Raw genomic sequence first — 14,900 nt, 5'->3', positions numbered from 1 at the left:
GATGCCCATGCAATCGAATTCTGGCACCCGTGCATCCAGAACGTCACACACCGTTGTTTGTTGAAAACGCAACTCATCAATGCAGGCCGGTATTCCTGCCAGGTGAATTTTCGTCTCCAGCCGCTCTCCATGGATCTTCGAGAAGTCGCGCACTGGCCACTGTCGAGGTCGGCGATAAGCCGTGAACTGGTGCGACCCAACGCAGCAGTAGCTGTGCCAGTTGAGCCCGTGTGAAGGGCTTGCTGAGGTAGTCATCCATGCCAGCCGCCACGCACCGCTCGTGGTCCCCTGCGACCGCGTTGGCCGTCAGTGCCGCGATGGGCACCCGTCTGGCTCCCGATACGGCCTCGTGGCGGCGGATGGCCTCGGTAGCCTCAAAGCCATCCATTTCCGGCATATGGCAGTCCATCAGTACCAAGTCATATCGGCTGGACAGGACGGCCTCGACGCCAGCGCGCCCGTCGCTTGCCACATCCGCCCGGCAGCCGAAGGCTTCAAGCATTGCCGCCGCCAGCATGCTGTTGACTGGCTGATCTTCGACCACCAGCACGCGTGCGTTGAACGTCGGCAGCAGCGAATCTTGAGCCTCCCCCGCGCCTGGCATCGCATGAGCTATACCGGCCGCCACCGTTCCCACAAGCTTCAGCAGCTCGGCACGCCGCAGCGGCTTGCTCAAGCAAGCACCGAAGCCCGCGACGCGAGCCTGCTCAGCAGCGGCAGCGCTATCGTGGGCGAGCGTGGTCAGAAGCATCAACCGCGTGCCGCGAAGCGCTGGATCAGCGACGATGTGCCGTGCAAGCTCCAGGCCACCCAGGCGCGACAGCTGTCGATCCAGCAACACCAGGTCGAATGGCAGCCCTGCGGCAGCGGCCGTGCGCAGTCGATGCAACGCATCAGGACCCTCCCCCACGCCGCAGACATCCATGCCGGCAAGGCCCAGGTGCCGTTGGAGAACGCCACGCTGCGTGGGGTTGCTTTCGGCAACCAGCACGCGCAGACCCCTCCATGCCGGCCCTTCACAGGAGCCTTGCCCTGTGTCTTGCCCCGTCGGCACAATATCAAGCTGCACTTCGAACCAGAATGTCGAGCCCCCGTCCGGCTGGCTGTGCACGCCGACCGCACCGCCCATCATTTCCGCGAGCTGCCGCGTGATGGCCAAGCCCAGACCCGTGCCACCGTAGCGGCGCGTGGTGGTGCCATCGGCCTGCACAAATGGCTGGAACAACCGCTGTTGCTGCTCCTGCGTCAAGCCGATACCGGTATCGACGACTTCCACTCGCAGCACGTTCGCAGTCGTGCCGGTCATGCTTGCACGCACCACGACCTCCCCTTTGGCCGTGAACTTCACGGCGTTGCCGATCAGGTTCAGCATCATCTGGCGCAGCCGCACCACGTCGCCGTTGACCCGTACCGGCAGCGTGTCGTCCACGTCGACAATCAGCGCCAGCCCCTTGGCCTGGGCGCGCTCGGCCAGCATGACGGCGCAGTCCTCCACCAAGTCGACGGGCGAAAACTCCACGCGGTCGAGCTCCAGGCGACCGGCCTCGATCTTGGAGAAGTCCAGGATGTCGCTGATGACATCCAGGAGGGCCATGCCGGAGCTGCGGATGGTCTGGGCAAACTGGCGCTGCCGGGCATCCAGGGGTCCGAGCAACAGCAACTCCGACACGCCCAGCACACCATTCAAGGGCGTGCGGATCTCATGGCTCATGTTGGCCAGGAACTGGGACTTGGCACGGCTCGCGGCCTCTGCGGCATCCCGGGCAGCCATCATCTCGGCAGTGCGCGAGAGCACCTGTTGCTCCAGGTCATGGCGATGTGAAGCCAGCTGGTCGTCTCGGACCTGCACCTGGTGCAGCATGTCGTTGAAGCCGTCGATCAACCGACCGATCTCGTCATCGCCCTGGCGCATCACACGCACCGTGTAGTCATTGCTGCGGGCGATGGTCGTGGTAGCTTGTGCCAGCCGCTCGATGGGTGCGGCAATGACGTTCCTGACCCGTCCGGCTACCAGGTACACCAGCGCGAACGCAATTACCAGCGGCACCGCCAGTCGCGCCAGTCGAGCGGCCAAGCCCAGCCACGCCGCGGACAGGTCGGCTTCGATACGCAAAGTGCCCAACTGCTCACCGCGCAGGACGACGGGGCGCTCGACCAGGAGCGTGGATGCCACAAAGCTCCAGCTTCCAGAAGCAGCCGTTTGCGGCCCGGCCGGCAACGCCTGGTACTGCGCGAATACCTGTCCATCGAGAGTGAGCAACTGCGCTGCCACCGCGTCGGGCTTGGAGCGCAGTGCCGCGAGAACCTGGTTGGCAGCCGCCCGGTCATCGAAGGCCAATGCGCCCGTGCTGTTGAGGCCCAGCACGTCGGCCAGCGTCTCGAGCTGCTGGCGCTGCTCATGCCGGTACTCGACGAATTCGCTCACCGCCACGACGCCCAGTGCCAGCGCGAATCCCGTCCCCAGCGCCAACGCCATGATCACGCCCAGCTTGTGGCGCAGCGTGAGAGCGTCGAAGTACCGTCGCAACGCCCTCATGGCGACGGGTTTTCCTGCGTCATGCGACCGAGCTTGTAGAGGTGGGAGCTGAGCCTGAGGGCACTGCGCTTGACGGCCTTGTCGTTGATCTCGAAGCGCAAGCGCGCACCTTCGGGTAGCAGACCCATCATGCCGCCACCCGCCGTGAAGCCTTCAGCATCTCCCATGGTCAGCACGTCCTGCGATTCGGCCCGGCGCAGCAAGCCCGCCGGGAGTTTGCGCTGCGCTGCTTCGGGAACAAACAGTGCATGACAGCGCTGGAGATCCTCAACACGGTCGATGTCGCTGACGCTCAGCGCGTGCTGGTCCACCTTGCGGCCAGCCAGGCTGCGCAGCGAATCCGACAACTGCGCACTGCCGGACCACACGCACAGCGTCAAGGCGGCATCCGGGCTGGCCAGGCGCTGCGCCGGCCACTCGGTAAAGCGCAGGAAATTGAACACGAACGCCGCCTTGACGCTGTTCTCGACCTCGGCGCTGGCGTTGGGCGCCGCGATGGAGACCCAGCTCAGCAACATGCAGATAACCGCGTGGCGATACCCTGGGCGATGTCGATTGCACAAGGAAATGCGGCGCAAGCCGCCGTACATGCGAACGAGCCCCATGGCAATGCACCGCATCAGAACCGCACCGTGAGCTTGACACGGAAGGTCCTTCGGTCTTGTTCAACGGCGTCCTGCACATGGGCATCCGACACAGGGTCATCGTATCGGCGGTCGAAAAGGTTGTAGATCCCGGCCGAAATCTCGGCACCCGGAATGAGCCGCTCGCTCGACAGCGTCAGATCCGTGCGCAGGACGCTGGGCACCACGCCTTGGGTCCGTGTCAGGCGCGAGCTGGCGTAGCGCACCGACAGCCCTGCGTGCACCGCAGAGCCTGGCAGCGGGGCGGTCGCGTCCAGCTTGATGAGCCGGCGAGGCGAATTCACCAGCCAGTTGCCATCCTGGTCACGGGCGTGCTGCACGCTGACGCTGGCACGTACCGCGGCGCCACTGCGCCAGAGCTGCTCCAGCTCGCCCTGCACACCACCGACGCGCGCGGCACCGATGTTGCGGTACTGACGCTGCCCATCGGCAGGGTCCGTGATCAGCGTGACGAGGTCCGAGATCCGGTACTGGAACCCGGAGACCGTGGCGCGAGTGAGACTCGCCAGGCGCCACTCGGCCACCAGCTCGCGTGTCTCGATGCGCTCGGGCTGCAGCGTCGGGTTGCTCTTCCAGCCCAGTGGCTGGCTGGAGAAGAAAAGCTCGCTGTCATTGGGTGCGCGATAGGCTCGCCCGTAGAGCGCCTTGAGCGTCAGCGAAGGCTGGACGGTCCAGATCAGGCCCAACCGCGGATTCAAAATGTTGCCAAAGGTGGTGTAACTGTCGTACCGCAACCCGGCATTGAGGGTCAGGTTCGAGTGCAGGGTCCAGTCGTCCTGCGCGTAGATACCCCATTGCGTGGCGCGATGGCGTTCGGCGATGTAGGTCGCCGCGGGGCTGAGGTCGTAGTTGTCCTGGTCCTTGCGCGTATTGCGCTGGAGCTCTGCTCCGAACACCAGTCGGTGGTCGCGCAGGGAGCGGTTCACGAGCTTGACCTCGCTTCCCCACCAATCGGAGCTGGCGCGATCCACGTTCACGATCGTGTTGCCAGGAACCGGGCCCGCATACGGGTAGTCGCCGCGGTAAACGTACCGTCCGCGATGCAGTCGTGCACTCAACGTCTGGTCGCGGTCCAGGTCGGCTTCATAGCGCAGCTCGACCAGGGACTGCGAGTCGCGCGTGCGCTCGCGCGGGTCGCCAAAGATGCCTTGGAAACTGGCCGTGGGCACGCCCTTGTCGCGTACGCCATGCACGGCCTGCAACGTGAGGCCTCCCAGGCTTGCCTTGAAAAGCAGATCCGAGGCGCGCTCCCAATCCAGACCGCTTGCAATGCCGTTGCCACTGCCCACTGCGGCGAACTCCGGGAAATAACGCTCCGATCCAGAGGAGCGGTAGCCGGTCACGGAAGCCATCAGGTCCAGGCCGTTATCAAGGCGTTTGCCGACACTCACGCGGCCTTTGCGCACGCCCTCGCTGCCCGCCTCCGCAGACGCCTCGGCGCCGCCCTTGTCGCGTCCACTGAAGGTAATGACATTGACCACGCCAAAGAAGGCGTTGCTGCCGTAGATCGCAGAGCTGGGGCCGGGCACGAACTCCACGCGCTCGACCATGTCGACGTCCACAGGAAATTCGCGTCCGATGCTGCCCTGGCCGTAGACGGGGTCGTTGAGCCGCACGCCGTCGACCATCACGAGCACGCGCGAGTTGTAGCTCCCCAGGGGCCCGAATCCGCGCACACCGAGGTAGCTGTAGTTGCGGTCGTTGTGCACGTAGAGGCCGCGCACGCTGTCAAGGACGTCGGCCAGCGTTCGGTAGCCGAAACGCCGGATGTCGCCCGCAGTGATGACGGTGACCGACGATGGCGCTTCCGATGCCTTCTGGGTGAACTTCGACGCGCTCTGCACGTCAAGATCGAGCAACTGCTCCAGCGACAGCTGCGTGGGATCCGTCTCGTCGGCAATGGCCGCACCTGTAGCCAACGCACAGGCCAGCACAGCCGCATGGATCTTGACAGGCAAGCGCCCGCCCGCCATGGCGCTCCTCTTGACCTGAACCAGTGAGACAGGTCGAAGTGCGCCCTGCACCAGCGGCTGCATGTGCAATCCGGCTACGTCAGTTGGATCCGCAGACAGCCTGGGTCGAAATCGGGGGCGTCGTGGCAAGAGCGGTCGACCCTGAAACGTTATGCGGCATCTGCATCGGGAAGCGATGCCGCATCTCGTCCAGCACTTCGATGAGATGGTCCACCTCCGCGTCGGTGTTGGCGGCAGTAACCTGCACGCGCACGCCGACTTCGCTCTTGGGAACCAGCGGAAAGGCTGCCATGGTCACGTAGATGCCGCGCTCGAAAAGGAAGTGCCCGGCGGCATCGATGTCCTCATGGTGCCCCAGCGGGATCTCGATAATGGGAAAACCCGACTCGTTCGGGGTGCGAATTTCCAGTGTGCGCAGCGCATCGAGGACGCGCCCGGTCTTGCGCCACACCTCGGCGCGAAGCACCTCGCCGCGGCGGCGGTTGACCTCCAGGCCGGCGAGCACCGTCGCCAGTGAGGCCACCGGCGAGGGGCCCGAGTACAGGTAGGGCGGCGCCAGCACCTTCAGTGCCTCCTTGAGCCGCGTGGGCAGCGCCAGGAATGCCAGCAGCGAGGAGTAGGACTTGGACAGGCCGCCCACCAGCACGGCGTTGTCGTAGTTCACCCCCTGATGGCGAAAGACGCTGTTCCCCCGTGCCCCATAGGGACAGTGCTCCCCGGCACCGCGCTCGCCAATGACGCCAAACCCGTGCGCGTCGTCAACATAGAGCAACCCGTCATGGCGGCTGGCCAGGCTTGAGAACGCCGCCAGGTCCGGCGCGTTGCCCGTCATGGAGTTGATGCCATCCATGGCGATCACACGTGGTCCCGCGCCCTTGGTCTGGCGCAGCAGTTGTTCCAAGTGCTGCGGATCGTTGTGCCGAAAGCGCACCACGCGCGTGCCGCGGCCTGCGGCCAGCATTGCGCCATCGTAGATGGTCTTGTGCGCGCGGCTGTCCAGGAAGATCGTGCCGTCCCCGGACAGCACCGGCAGTACCGACATGTGGATGTGGGTGATGGTGGGCATGCACAGCACGTCCTCGCAGCCCAGCAGCTCCGTGAGCTGCTCCTCGATGTCGACATAAGGCCGCGGCGTGCCGATCAGGCGCGACCACGAAGGGTGGGTACCCCAACGCCCGACGAGCTCCCCAATAGAGGCCTGCACGTCCTCATCCAGGTCCAGGCCCAGGTAATTGCAGGAAGCCCAGTCGGTGAGCCAGCGGTTGCCGATGCGGATCTGGCGGCCACGCTGCTCCTCGATCACGGCGTCGACCATGGGGTGCACCTGCTTCTTCAGGCGCGCCAGCTCGTCCATCGTCTCGATCCACTGGTCCAGCCAGCCGCACTTGGCCGCAGCCGCATCCTTGTGATTCATGCCTTGTCCCGTTTCTTATCCTGGATCCGACGCTTACTGCCTCGGTGATGCACGAACGCAGCAAGCTGTCCAGCATCCGGATGCCCACTGTGCGAATCGCATTCAGCCACAGCAGGCCGGTCCATGACAGGCCTCACGGGCATACGCACCACCATCAAACAACAAGTTCACGCATTCCGTCGGCATCTTGTTGCAAGACGTTCGATCTTCACCCTCGGTAAACTCTTGCAAAGCCGGCGATCCATGGCTGCCCGTGGAGACGGGCAAAGCATGGATTCGAGAGCCGATGCGGCACTGGTCGGGCCGTCACGCTGACTGCATGCGCCAGCCGGCGCTGCGGGTGAATCCTGTTGACTTAAAAACGAAGACGTGCCGGCTCTCTTGCAGGACGGATCGTCAACTCATTCGAACCGATGGCCTTTTTCAGCAGTGAAGCCGCAGTGGCAAGGATGGCTTCCGCATTTGACGACAACCCTGGATACGCCACCAAGCCTCGCATTGGCTTGCGCGCAGAAGGCGACCGCACCACGCTGCTGCACGAGCAGGGATTCTGGGCCGCGATGGCTGCCAGTGCGCAGGACGCGATCGTCGGCTGCACAACCGACGGCATCGTCAATTTTTGGAATCCGGCTGCCCAGCGCCTGCTGGGTTGGAGTGTCGGCGAGGCGGTAGGCCGCAGCTTCAACCAGCTCACGCTGCCTCCCAGCAAGGCGCAAGAAGCGCGCCGCTTGCAGCGGTGGGTACAGGAAGGCCGCGACGTTCCCCCCTTTCACACGCAGCGCATGGACTGTCACGGCACTGCGCTTGACCTGTTGATCTCTGTCTCGCCAATTCGCAACGATCAAGGGCATGTCACAGGCGCGGTGACGACGATGCGGGACGTACGGGTGGTCCACAAAGCGCTGCGGCACGAGAGCCAACCGGGCACGGCGGCGAGCAGCCGAGCTCGTGAGGAACCTGTTGCCGCGTTGAGCGCCATCCTCAATAGCGCTGCCAGCGCGATCATCACGGCTGACCTGCAGGGGCATATCACCTCGTTCAACCCGGCCGCCGAGGCGATGTTTCGCATGGCCGAGTCGCAGGCACTCGGGCGGCTCATTACCGAAATCTCCTACCGAAAAGAGGCTGCTGAGCCGGTCAACGTGCACCCCGGGCAGAAGGCCATGGACACCTGCACGCTGGGCATCGGCACGGCAAGCGATGATCAGCGGGGTGAGAGGACGTACGTCCGCGCCGACGGCACGTGCTTTCCCGGTCTGCTGAGCATCAGCATGCTGCGGGAGACAGCCGGTCGGGTACTGGGCATCCTGTGCATCATCACGGACCTCACCGAGCGCAAGCAAATGGAGCAGGCGCTGCGCGAGAGAACGCTGCAGGCCGAGGCAGCCAGTCGTGCCAAGAGCGCTTTCCTGGCGCACATGAGCCACGAGATCCGCACACCGCTCAATGCCGTCATCGGCCTGAGCCAGCTGCTGGAAAGGATGGAGCTACCGGACAAGGCTCACGCCTTTGTGGGGCATATCAGCCAGGCAGGCTCGCAACTCCTGGGACTTACCGACGATGTGCTGGACCTCTCGCGCATCGAGGCCGCAGACATGCAGCTCAAGCGCACAAGCTTCGAGCTGCTGGCACTGCTGCAGTCAGTGCAGGACATCGCCGAACCACAGGCTCTGGAAAAGGGACTGACGCTGCGGCTGGAGGTGGATGCCAACCTGCCGGTAAAGCTATTGGGAGACGTGGTGCGGCTGCGCCAGATCCTGTTGAACCTGCTGGGCAATGCCGTGAAGTTCACCCGGGCCGGCAGCGTGACGCTGCGCGTGGCCGAATTGCAGCGCCAAGCTTCTCGCAGCCTCCTGCGTTTTGAAGTGGCGGACACGGGCATCGGCATCGCGCCAGAACACCAGGAGCGCATCTTCGAACCTTTCACACAGGCAGAGAGCTACACCACGCGGCGCTTCGGAGGCAGCGGCCTCGGCCTGTCGATCGTCCACCGCCTGGTAACCATGATGGAGGGGACCCTGGATGTGGAAAGCGTGCTGGACCGGGGGAGCATCTTCACCGCCACGCTGAGCCTCGACATGACACAGTAGTTGGCCAGTTCACTGGCGGCGCCTGCGCTACTGCCACGATCACCGAACCGCAGCTGTCGCTTGACGTATTTGCGATTGACGGCCTTGAATGGGAAACCTGCTGGAGCACCGATTTCACAACAGTACGGTCCCCCCGAATGCAACGGTCCTACAACGTTCCCTCAGGGAATTCGGCGGTGCCGCTTCCTGGTCAGTAGTCAACGCTGTCTGTTTCAGCTGGGACGATGGCCTGCGGGCCGAACCCCGGGCTCACATGGCCCTCAGTACCGTTGTCGATCTCCATCAGCGGCCTGGGTTCTACCGATCATTGAACACCGAGAATTTGCTTTGGATATCCATCAGTAGCCGATTGCACGCGGCTGAGAGCGGCCTGCCCTTGCGGACCAGCAAACTGACCTTGGCCGACCTGCATAGCGGGTGGGCCAAGTCCAGAGCGACAACTTCGCCCGCGCCAATCTCTGGCGCCGCGGCAAGTCCGGCACCAATGAGTGTGATGCCGTCGGTTGATTTGACGAAGCGCTTCAAAGCCGCGACAGAGTTGCTCATGAAGCTGGGTCTGAGCTTCACGTGCTCGGCGTACTCAAGCAGCTCCACAAGCCGTCCCACCCCGTAGCCTTGAGGCATGAGGCCCAGGGGGTACTGCAGGACGTGTTTCAAGCGCAGCGGGCCTTCCACGTCCGTCAGTGGATGCCCTTTTCGCACGAGAACCTTCACTGGTGCAGAGGCACTGGCGACGATCTCCAGTTGGGGATTTGATGGAGCGTTGAAGGCCAGACCGATGTGCGCGGCGTCCTCGACAAGCGCAACGATCAAGTCGTCGACCGGCAAGGCGTCGACAACGACCAACAGCGCAGGATGGGCAGCACAAAACGAGGCAACGTTCTGCTCCAGCAGGCCGTCGATGAAACCCTCGCTCGCCACAATGCGAGCGACCCCTGCATCCATCGACTCCACGGCCCTGAGCCGCTCGGCCAACTGCTCGTGGTGAGCCTGGCAGCCGCGCCAGTATTCGAGCAGATGCGCCGCCGCTTCGGTGGCCACTACACCCCGCGCCTGCCGCTCGAACAGTACAAGGCCCAGTTCTTCCTCGAGCAGCGAGATCTGCCGGGTGATCACCGACGGCGCAGTGTTGAGCGCGTCCGCAGCACCGCGGATCGAGCCGTGCTGCAGTACTTCACGGAAGTAGCGGAGTCGCTTGTGGTTGATGTCTCTCATCGTCCCGAGCGGGCTGCTTTACACCCGTTCGCCTCAGGGCAACGAAGTGCTGCATAAATTGCTCTTGTTCGAACGGATGGTAGCTCAAAGAATCCGTTCATCCGCAACCCCGCCGCTGGTCGTCATGAACCTCTTCGGACCCACCTCCATAAACCGTCGCAGCTTCATTCGCAACGCTGCAGCAACCCTGGTCGCCACTGAACTTGGCGCTGTTACCGCCACGGACGCATATGCCGCAGGTGCTGTATCCACTGGGTTCGGGCCGTTGAACACCGTGGCAGCGGGAGACCTGCTCGTCGAGTACGCCGAGGTCGGCCCAGCCGACGGTCCCGTCGCCATCCTGTTGCACGGCTGGCCCTACGACATCCACGCCTTCGCTGACGTGGCGCCGCGGCTTGCCGCTGCCGGCTACCGCGTGATCGTTCCCTACCTGCGCGGATACGGCGGCACGCGGTTCCTGTCCGCCGTGACCTTGCGCAATGGCCAGCAAGGGGCCGTGGCGCAGGACATCGTCGCGCTGATGGATGCCCTGAGCATCCGCCAGGCAGTGCTGGGCGCTTTCGACTGGGGCGCGCGAACGGCGTGCATCCTGGCGGCGATCTGGCCCGAGCGGGTCGCGGGGTTGGTGTCCGTGAGCGGCTACCTGATTGGAAACCCGAAGGCCAATGCCAAGCCGTTGCCGCCTGCCGCCGAATTTGCGTGGTGGTACCAGTCCTACTTCGCCACGGACCGTGGGCGCGACGGCTATGCCGCCAATACCGCCGCCTTCAACCGGTTCATCTGGCAACAGGCCTCTCCTCAGTGGCGGTTCGACGACGCGACCTACCAGCGAAGCGCGCAGTCCTTCGGCAATCCAGACCACGTGGCCATCGTCGTGCACAACTACCGCTGGCGCATCGGGCTGGCCAGCGGCGAACCGCGCTTCGATGCACTGGAAGCCAGGCTGGCACAGGCACCCACGATCGCCGTGCCGTCGATCACGATGGAAGGCGACGCCAACGGCGCACCCCATCCTGACCCGGCCGTCTACGCAGGCAAGTTCGTCGGCAGGTACCAGCACCGTTCGGTCAGTGGAGGCGTCGGGCACAACCTCCCGCAGGAAGCACCGGCCGCATTTGCCCAGGCCGTCCTCGACGTCACGCGGCTTTGAGGCGCCATACGGTTGAATCGGACACCGGAACTGCCCGCCATGACGCTCTATCTCATCGCCTTCGCCGGTGGCATGTTGACGCTACTGAGCCCGTGCATCCTGCCTGTCCTGCCCTTCGTCTTCTCCCGCGGTGACCGCTCCTTCGCGCAAGGCAGCCTACCGCTCCTTGCGGGCATGGCCTTGACTTTCACGGCCGTTGCTTCGCTCGGCGCCGTGGCGGGCGCATGGGCGGCCGACCTGAACCAGTTCGGCCGCTGGCTGGCGCTGGCGCTGCTGGCGCTGTTTGGAGCCTCGCTCCTCTTTCCCGGCCTTGCCGCCTGGTGGAGCCGCCCCCTGGTCGATGCAGGCGAGCGCCTGACGCGAACCAAGACGCAAAGCCCTTGGCTGGCTTCCGCGGTGCTCGGTGCTGCCACCGGCCTCGTGTGGTCCCCTTGTGCCGGTCCCATCCTCGGTGTGATCCTGTCTTCCGCCGCGCTCGCCGGGCCGAGTGTCCACACGTCGCTGCTGTTGCTGTCCTATGGTGCCGGTGCGACTGTGGTGCTCTGGGCGACCTCGAGGCTGGGTTCGAGCAGCTTTGCCCGCTTCATGGCGCGCATCGTTTCCTCTGAGGCAAGCCGCCGGATGCTCGGTGCTGCCATGCTGGCCAGCGTCGTGGCGGTGGCTGCGGGCCTGGACACGAAGCTCCTGGCAAACGTCAGCGGCAAAGGTGCCGTCGAGCTGGAGACCGAGCTCCTGCAGCACGCCGTGCCTGCTGCACGCGCACCGCAGCGGGCAGCCGTCAGCCTGGCTGCCGAATCCGTGGCGGACAAGCCACGAGCGAGCAAGTTGCCGATCGAGTCCACGCGAGCCAGTCTCGATGGCGGCACTCAGTGGCTGAACGCGAAACGCCCATCCCTTGATTCGCTGCGCGGCAAAGTCGTGCTGGTGAATTTCTGGACCTACTCGTGCATCAACTGCCTGCGCACGCTCCCTTACGTGAAGGCCTGGGCTCAGAAGTACGGCGACCGCGGGCTCGTCGTCGTGGGCGTGCACGCCCCGGAGTTCGCCTTCGAGAGGGATGCAACCAACGTCCAGAAGGCACTGCGGGACCTGGACATCTCGTACCCAGTGGTACAGGACAACCAGTTCCGCATCTGGCGTGCCTTCGACAACCAGTCCTGGCCGGCGCTCTACTTCATTGATGCCCAGGGCCGGGTTCGGCACCACCACTTCGGTGAGGGTGACTACGCCAGCTCCGAACGCGTGATCGAGGAGCTGTTGCAAGAAGGCGGTGCAAAGGCGCCAGGTGAGACCACGGCCGTCCAGGCGGACACGGGCGGAGTGGGCCTGGCCGCGGACATGGAGAGTCTGCGCAGTGCCGAGACCTACCTCGGCTACGAGAAGGCGGCCGGCTTGCGCGTGTCCACCCCCGCCGTGCTGGACAAGCCGGCGAGCTACCTGCCCGATTCGCTGCAGTTGAATACCTGGTCGTTGGCGGGAAACTGGACGCTGCGGTCCGAGTGGGTGGAGGCGAACCAGCCTGGTGACGCGCTGGCGGTGCGTTTCCAGGCCAGGGATGTGAACCTGGTGCTCGGCACTGCGTCGTCCATGCCCGTGCGGTTTCGCGTGACGCTGGACGGGCATCCACCCGGGCCGAACCACGGATCCGATGTGGATGAGCAAGGCAATGGTGTGGTCGACGCCAGCCGCCTCTACCAGTTGATTCGCCAAAGTGGCGCAGTGAAACCTCGCACGGTGGAGATCCGGTTTCTCGATTCTGGTGCGCGCGGCTATGCGTTCACGTTCGGGTGATGAGCCCGAGGTCGACATGAAAGGATGAACCCATGGCGCGCATTTGGTTCGTCACCGGGTCGTCCCGCGGGATGGGTTGTTCGATTGCTGAGGCCGTCCTTGCGGCCGGCGACCGTCTGGTGGCCACAGCGCGCGACGCGACCAGCCTGGCCGATCTTGTCGAACGGTATGGCGAGAACGTCTGCCCCGTCACGCTCGACGTCACGGGCGAAGTCGGCGTCCGTGCTGCCATGCGAACCGCACTGGATGCAGTTGGCCGAATCGACGTGGTGATCAACGAGGCCCTGTGCGTGCTGGCCGAGGAAACAGCGTCTGCCGAGGACATCGACCACGGCATGAAGCTCGGCTGCGACCAGCCCATCGGCCCACTGGCACTCGCGGACATGATCAGCCTGGACGTCTGCCTGGCCATCATGGATGGTCTATCCGGCCAAGTTTGGCGATCCCTAGTACCGGCCCTGTCTGCCCACGCCTGCGTGAGCTGGTGGCTGCCGGACACCTGGGCCGCAAGGCCGGGCGAGGTGTCTATGTCTACTGAGTTGCACCTGCTCCTCTCGGGTAAGGGCTAATTCCAATGCGTGTTCGCTGGTGAAAGAATGGCCGGGTCTGCCATCAGGGAGACTGGGCCATGCCTCGAACAGCCAGCGGTAGTGAAGTGCTGGAGCAAGCGCAACAGGCGCTGCGCGAAGCTAAGACGGTAGAGGAGTTGCGCCAAGCACAGGCCGTGGTGCTGCCTCTGCTGCTGGGTGTGTCCATTGAGCAAACGGCTGCGGTGCTGGGGGTGTCAGTAGGCTGGGCCTGCCAACTGCGCCGACGCTTTATCAGCGCAGGTCACTTGGTACCGCGCAAGCCCGCGCCGCCGCAAGGGCCGCGTGCCTATTTGAGCCGCAGCGAAGAAGCGGCTTTCCTGGCGCCATTCATCGAGCGCGCCAGCCAGGGGCAGATCGTGGTGGTGGCCGAGATCCGCGCCGCGTTCGAGCAGCGCGTAGGCCGGCGCACGGCACCCTCCACCATCTACTACCTGCTCAAACGCCATGGCTGGCGAAAGCTGGCGCCCGACCGAGTGCATCCGCAAAGCAGCGCGCCGGCACAAAAGCGCTGGAAAAAAAAGGTTGCCCAGGAAGTTGGCTGAGTTGCAATCCCGGCCGTGGCGCGGGGTGCCGGCACATGCCCCGCTGCGCGTGATGTTCCAAGACGAGGCGCGCTTCGGGCGCATCGTGGACATGCGCCGCTGCTGGTGCCCACGGCCCTTGCGCCCCGTGTGCCGGGCCATCGTGAGCCGCCAGTACACCTATGCCTACGCCGCGGTGTCGGTCGACGACGGACGACTCGACACGCTGGTGCTGCCTCACGTCAATGCCGAGTGCATGCAGCTCTTCGTCGATGAGCTCTCCCGCCGCCATCGCAGCGAGCGCGTCGTGCTGGTGCTCGATGGCGCGGGCTGGCATCACCAGGCCGCGCTGCAGTGGCCTACCAACGTGCGCCCACTGCACCTGCCGCCGTATTCGCCCGAGCTCAACCCCGTGGAGCATCTATGGGATGAACTGCGCGAGAAGCACTTCCACAACCGCTTCTTCGACACCCTGGAAGACGTCGAGGAGCACTTGGCCACCGCACTGGCCGGTCTTGAACGCGATGCCCTACGCGTTCACTCCATCACTGCGTGGCCCTGGATCGTTGGTTCACTTCCAAATTGAAATTGGAATAACGGTACTTTGTTGAAGCAGGCACGTCGATTGCTGTAAGCGGTTTGGGAGGTCATTGCCATGACTGCTCCACGCCCATGCCCACCGGCGCCTGGACCTCTTGAAGACTACGCCAAGAGGTTCGATGAGCTGTTCCACACGCTGGCCCAGCGACGCAGCTTCCGGGCGTACCTCACTGGGCTGCTGCTGCCGCACGACCGCAACAAGACACTCACAGCGCTGGCCGGTGCCGAACCGGTGGTGCAGGCCCAGGCAGCGGCAGTGCAGCGACTGCAATTTTTCCTGAGCGAGGCCGATTGGGATGCCCAGGCCATCAATGCGCAGCGCCTGGCGTTGATGGCCGAGCAGCCGATGCTCGCCTCACATGCGCGCGGCGTGCTC

General features: G+C 64.5%; 11 protein-coding genes and 1 pseudogene. 7 read left to right on the top strand and 5 right to left on the bottom strand.

The window, feature by feature from the left end; all coding sequences use genetic code 11:
• Positions 1 to 76: 76 nt before the first annotated feature.
• From H537_RS42600 to H537_RS42590, 4 genes are read right to left on the bottom strand one after another with little or no spacing between them, the layout of a single operon-like run.
• Positions 77 to 2,536 carry a hybrid sensor histidine kinase/response regulator gene (locus H537_RS42600; protein ID WP_051242459.1) on the bottom strand — a complete coding sequence of 820 codons (2,460 nt, stop codon included), beginning with the start codon at positions 2,534 to 2,536 and terminating at the stop codon, positions 77 to 79.
• Entirely contained in the window at positions 2,533 to 3,141 is a 609-nt protein-coding gene (locus H537_RS0112335; RefSeq protein ID WP_169516995.1) for a YfiR family protein, read from the bottom strand. The genes H537_RS42600 and H537_RS0112335 overlap by 4 nt, the downstream gene beginning before the upstream one ends.
• A 14-nt stretch (positions 3,142 to 3,155) precedes the next feature.
• Positions 3,156 to 5,216 (bottom strand): TonB-dependent receptor plug domain-containing protein, encoded by a 2,061-nt coding sequence (locus H537_RS42595; RefSeq protein WP_084150619.1) that lies wholly within the window; start codon positions 5,214 to 5,216, stop codon positions 3,156 to 3,158.
• 16 nt (positions 5,217 to 5,232) lie between these two features.
• Positions 5,233 to 6,567 carry an aminotransferase class I/II-fold pyridoxal phosphate-dependent enzyme gene (locus tag H537_RS42590; protein ID WP_064735958.1) on the bottom strand — a complete coding sequence of 445 codons (1,335 nt, stop codon included), beginning with the start codon at positions 6,565 to 6,567 and terminating at the stop codon, positions 5,233 to 5,235.
• 449 nt (positions 6,568 to 7,016) lie between these two features.
• Between H537_RS42590 and H537_RS0112320 the strand changes: the two genes are divergently transcribed.
• A complete protein-coding gene (locus H537_RS0112320) occupies positions 7,017 to 8,657 on the top strand; it encodes a PAS domain-containing sensor histidine kinase (protein WP_028998171.1) in 1,641 nt (546 codons plus the stop codon).
• A 297-nt stretch (positions 8,658 to 8,954) separates the two neighbouring features.
• Here H537_RS0112320 and H537_RS0112315 read toward each other — a convergent pair whose 3' ends face one another.
• The gene (locus H537_RS0112315; RefSeq protein ID WP_028998170.1) at positions 8,955 to 9,872 is read right to left on the bottom strand and encodes a LysR substrate-binding domain-containing protein; all 918 of its coding nucleotides are present in this window, start codon (positions 9,870 to 9,872) and stop codon (positions 8,955 to 8,957) included.
• 124 nt (positions 9,873 to 9,996) lie between these two features.
• Between H537_RS0112315 and H537_RS0112310 the strand changes: the two genes are divergently transcribed.
• The 6 genes and pseudogenes from H537_RS0112310 to H537_RS42580 form a co-directional block, all read left to right on the top strand.
• Positions 9,997 to 11,022 (top strand): alpha/beta fold hydrolase, encoded by a 1,026-nt coding sequence (locus tag H537_RS0112310; protein ID WP_043458662.1) that lies wholly within the window; start codon positions 9,997 to 9,999, stop codon positions 11,020 to 11,022.
• A 39-nt stretch (positions 11,023 to 11,061) separates the two neighbouring features.
• Complete coding sequence (locus tag H537_RS0112305; protein ID WP_028998168.1) at positions 11,062 to 12,813, top strand: cytochrome c biogenesis protein DipZ; 1,752 nt, start codon at positions 11,062 to 11,064, stop codon at positions 12,811 to 12,813.
• Positions 12,814 to 12,845: 32 nt separating this feature from the next.
• Positions 12,846 to 13,351, top strand: a pseudogene (locus tag H537_RS49115) (SDR family NAD(P)-dependent oxidoreductase).
• 117 nt (positions 13,352 to 13,468) lie between these two features.
• The gene (locus H537_RS0112295; RefSeq protein WP_051242452.1) at positions 13,469 to 13,945 is read left to right on the top strand and encodes a helix-turn-helix domain-containing protein; all 477 of its coding nucleotides are present in this window, start codon (positions 13,469 to 13,471) and stop codon (positions 13,943 to 13,945) included.
• Positions 13,848 to 14,510 (top strand): IS630 family transposase, encoded by a 663-nt coding sequence (locus H537_RS55535; RefSeq protein WP_238446672.1) that lies wholly within the window; start codon positions 13,848 to 13,850, stop codon positions 14,508 to 14,510. The genes H537_RS0112295 and H537_RS55535 overlap by 98 nt, the downstream gene beginning before the upstream one ends.
• Before the next feature lie 69 nt (positions 14,511 to 14,579).
• Positions 14,580 to 14,900: transposase (locus H537_RS42580; protein WP_043458660.1), on the top strand; the 321-nt coding region annotated here is incomplete at its 3' end.

Origin of the sequence: Azohydromonas australica DSM 1124, assembly GCF_000430725.1 — a bacterium.
Classification (GTDB): Bacteria; Pseudomonadota; Gammaproteobacteria; order Burkholderiales; family Burkholderiaceae_C; genus Azohydromonas; species Azohydromonas australica.
This window is presented reverse-complemented; position numbering and strand designations above follow the sequence as displayed.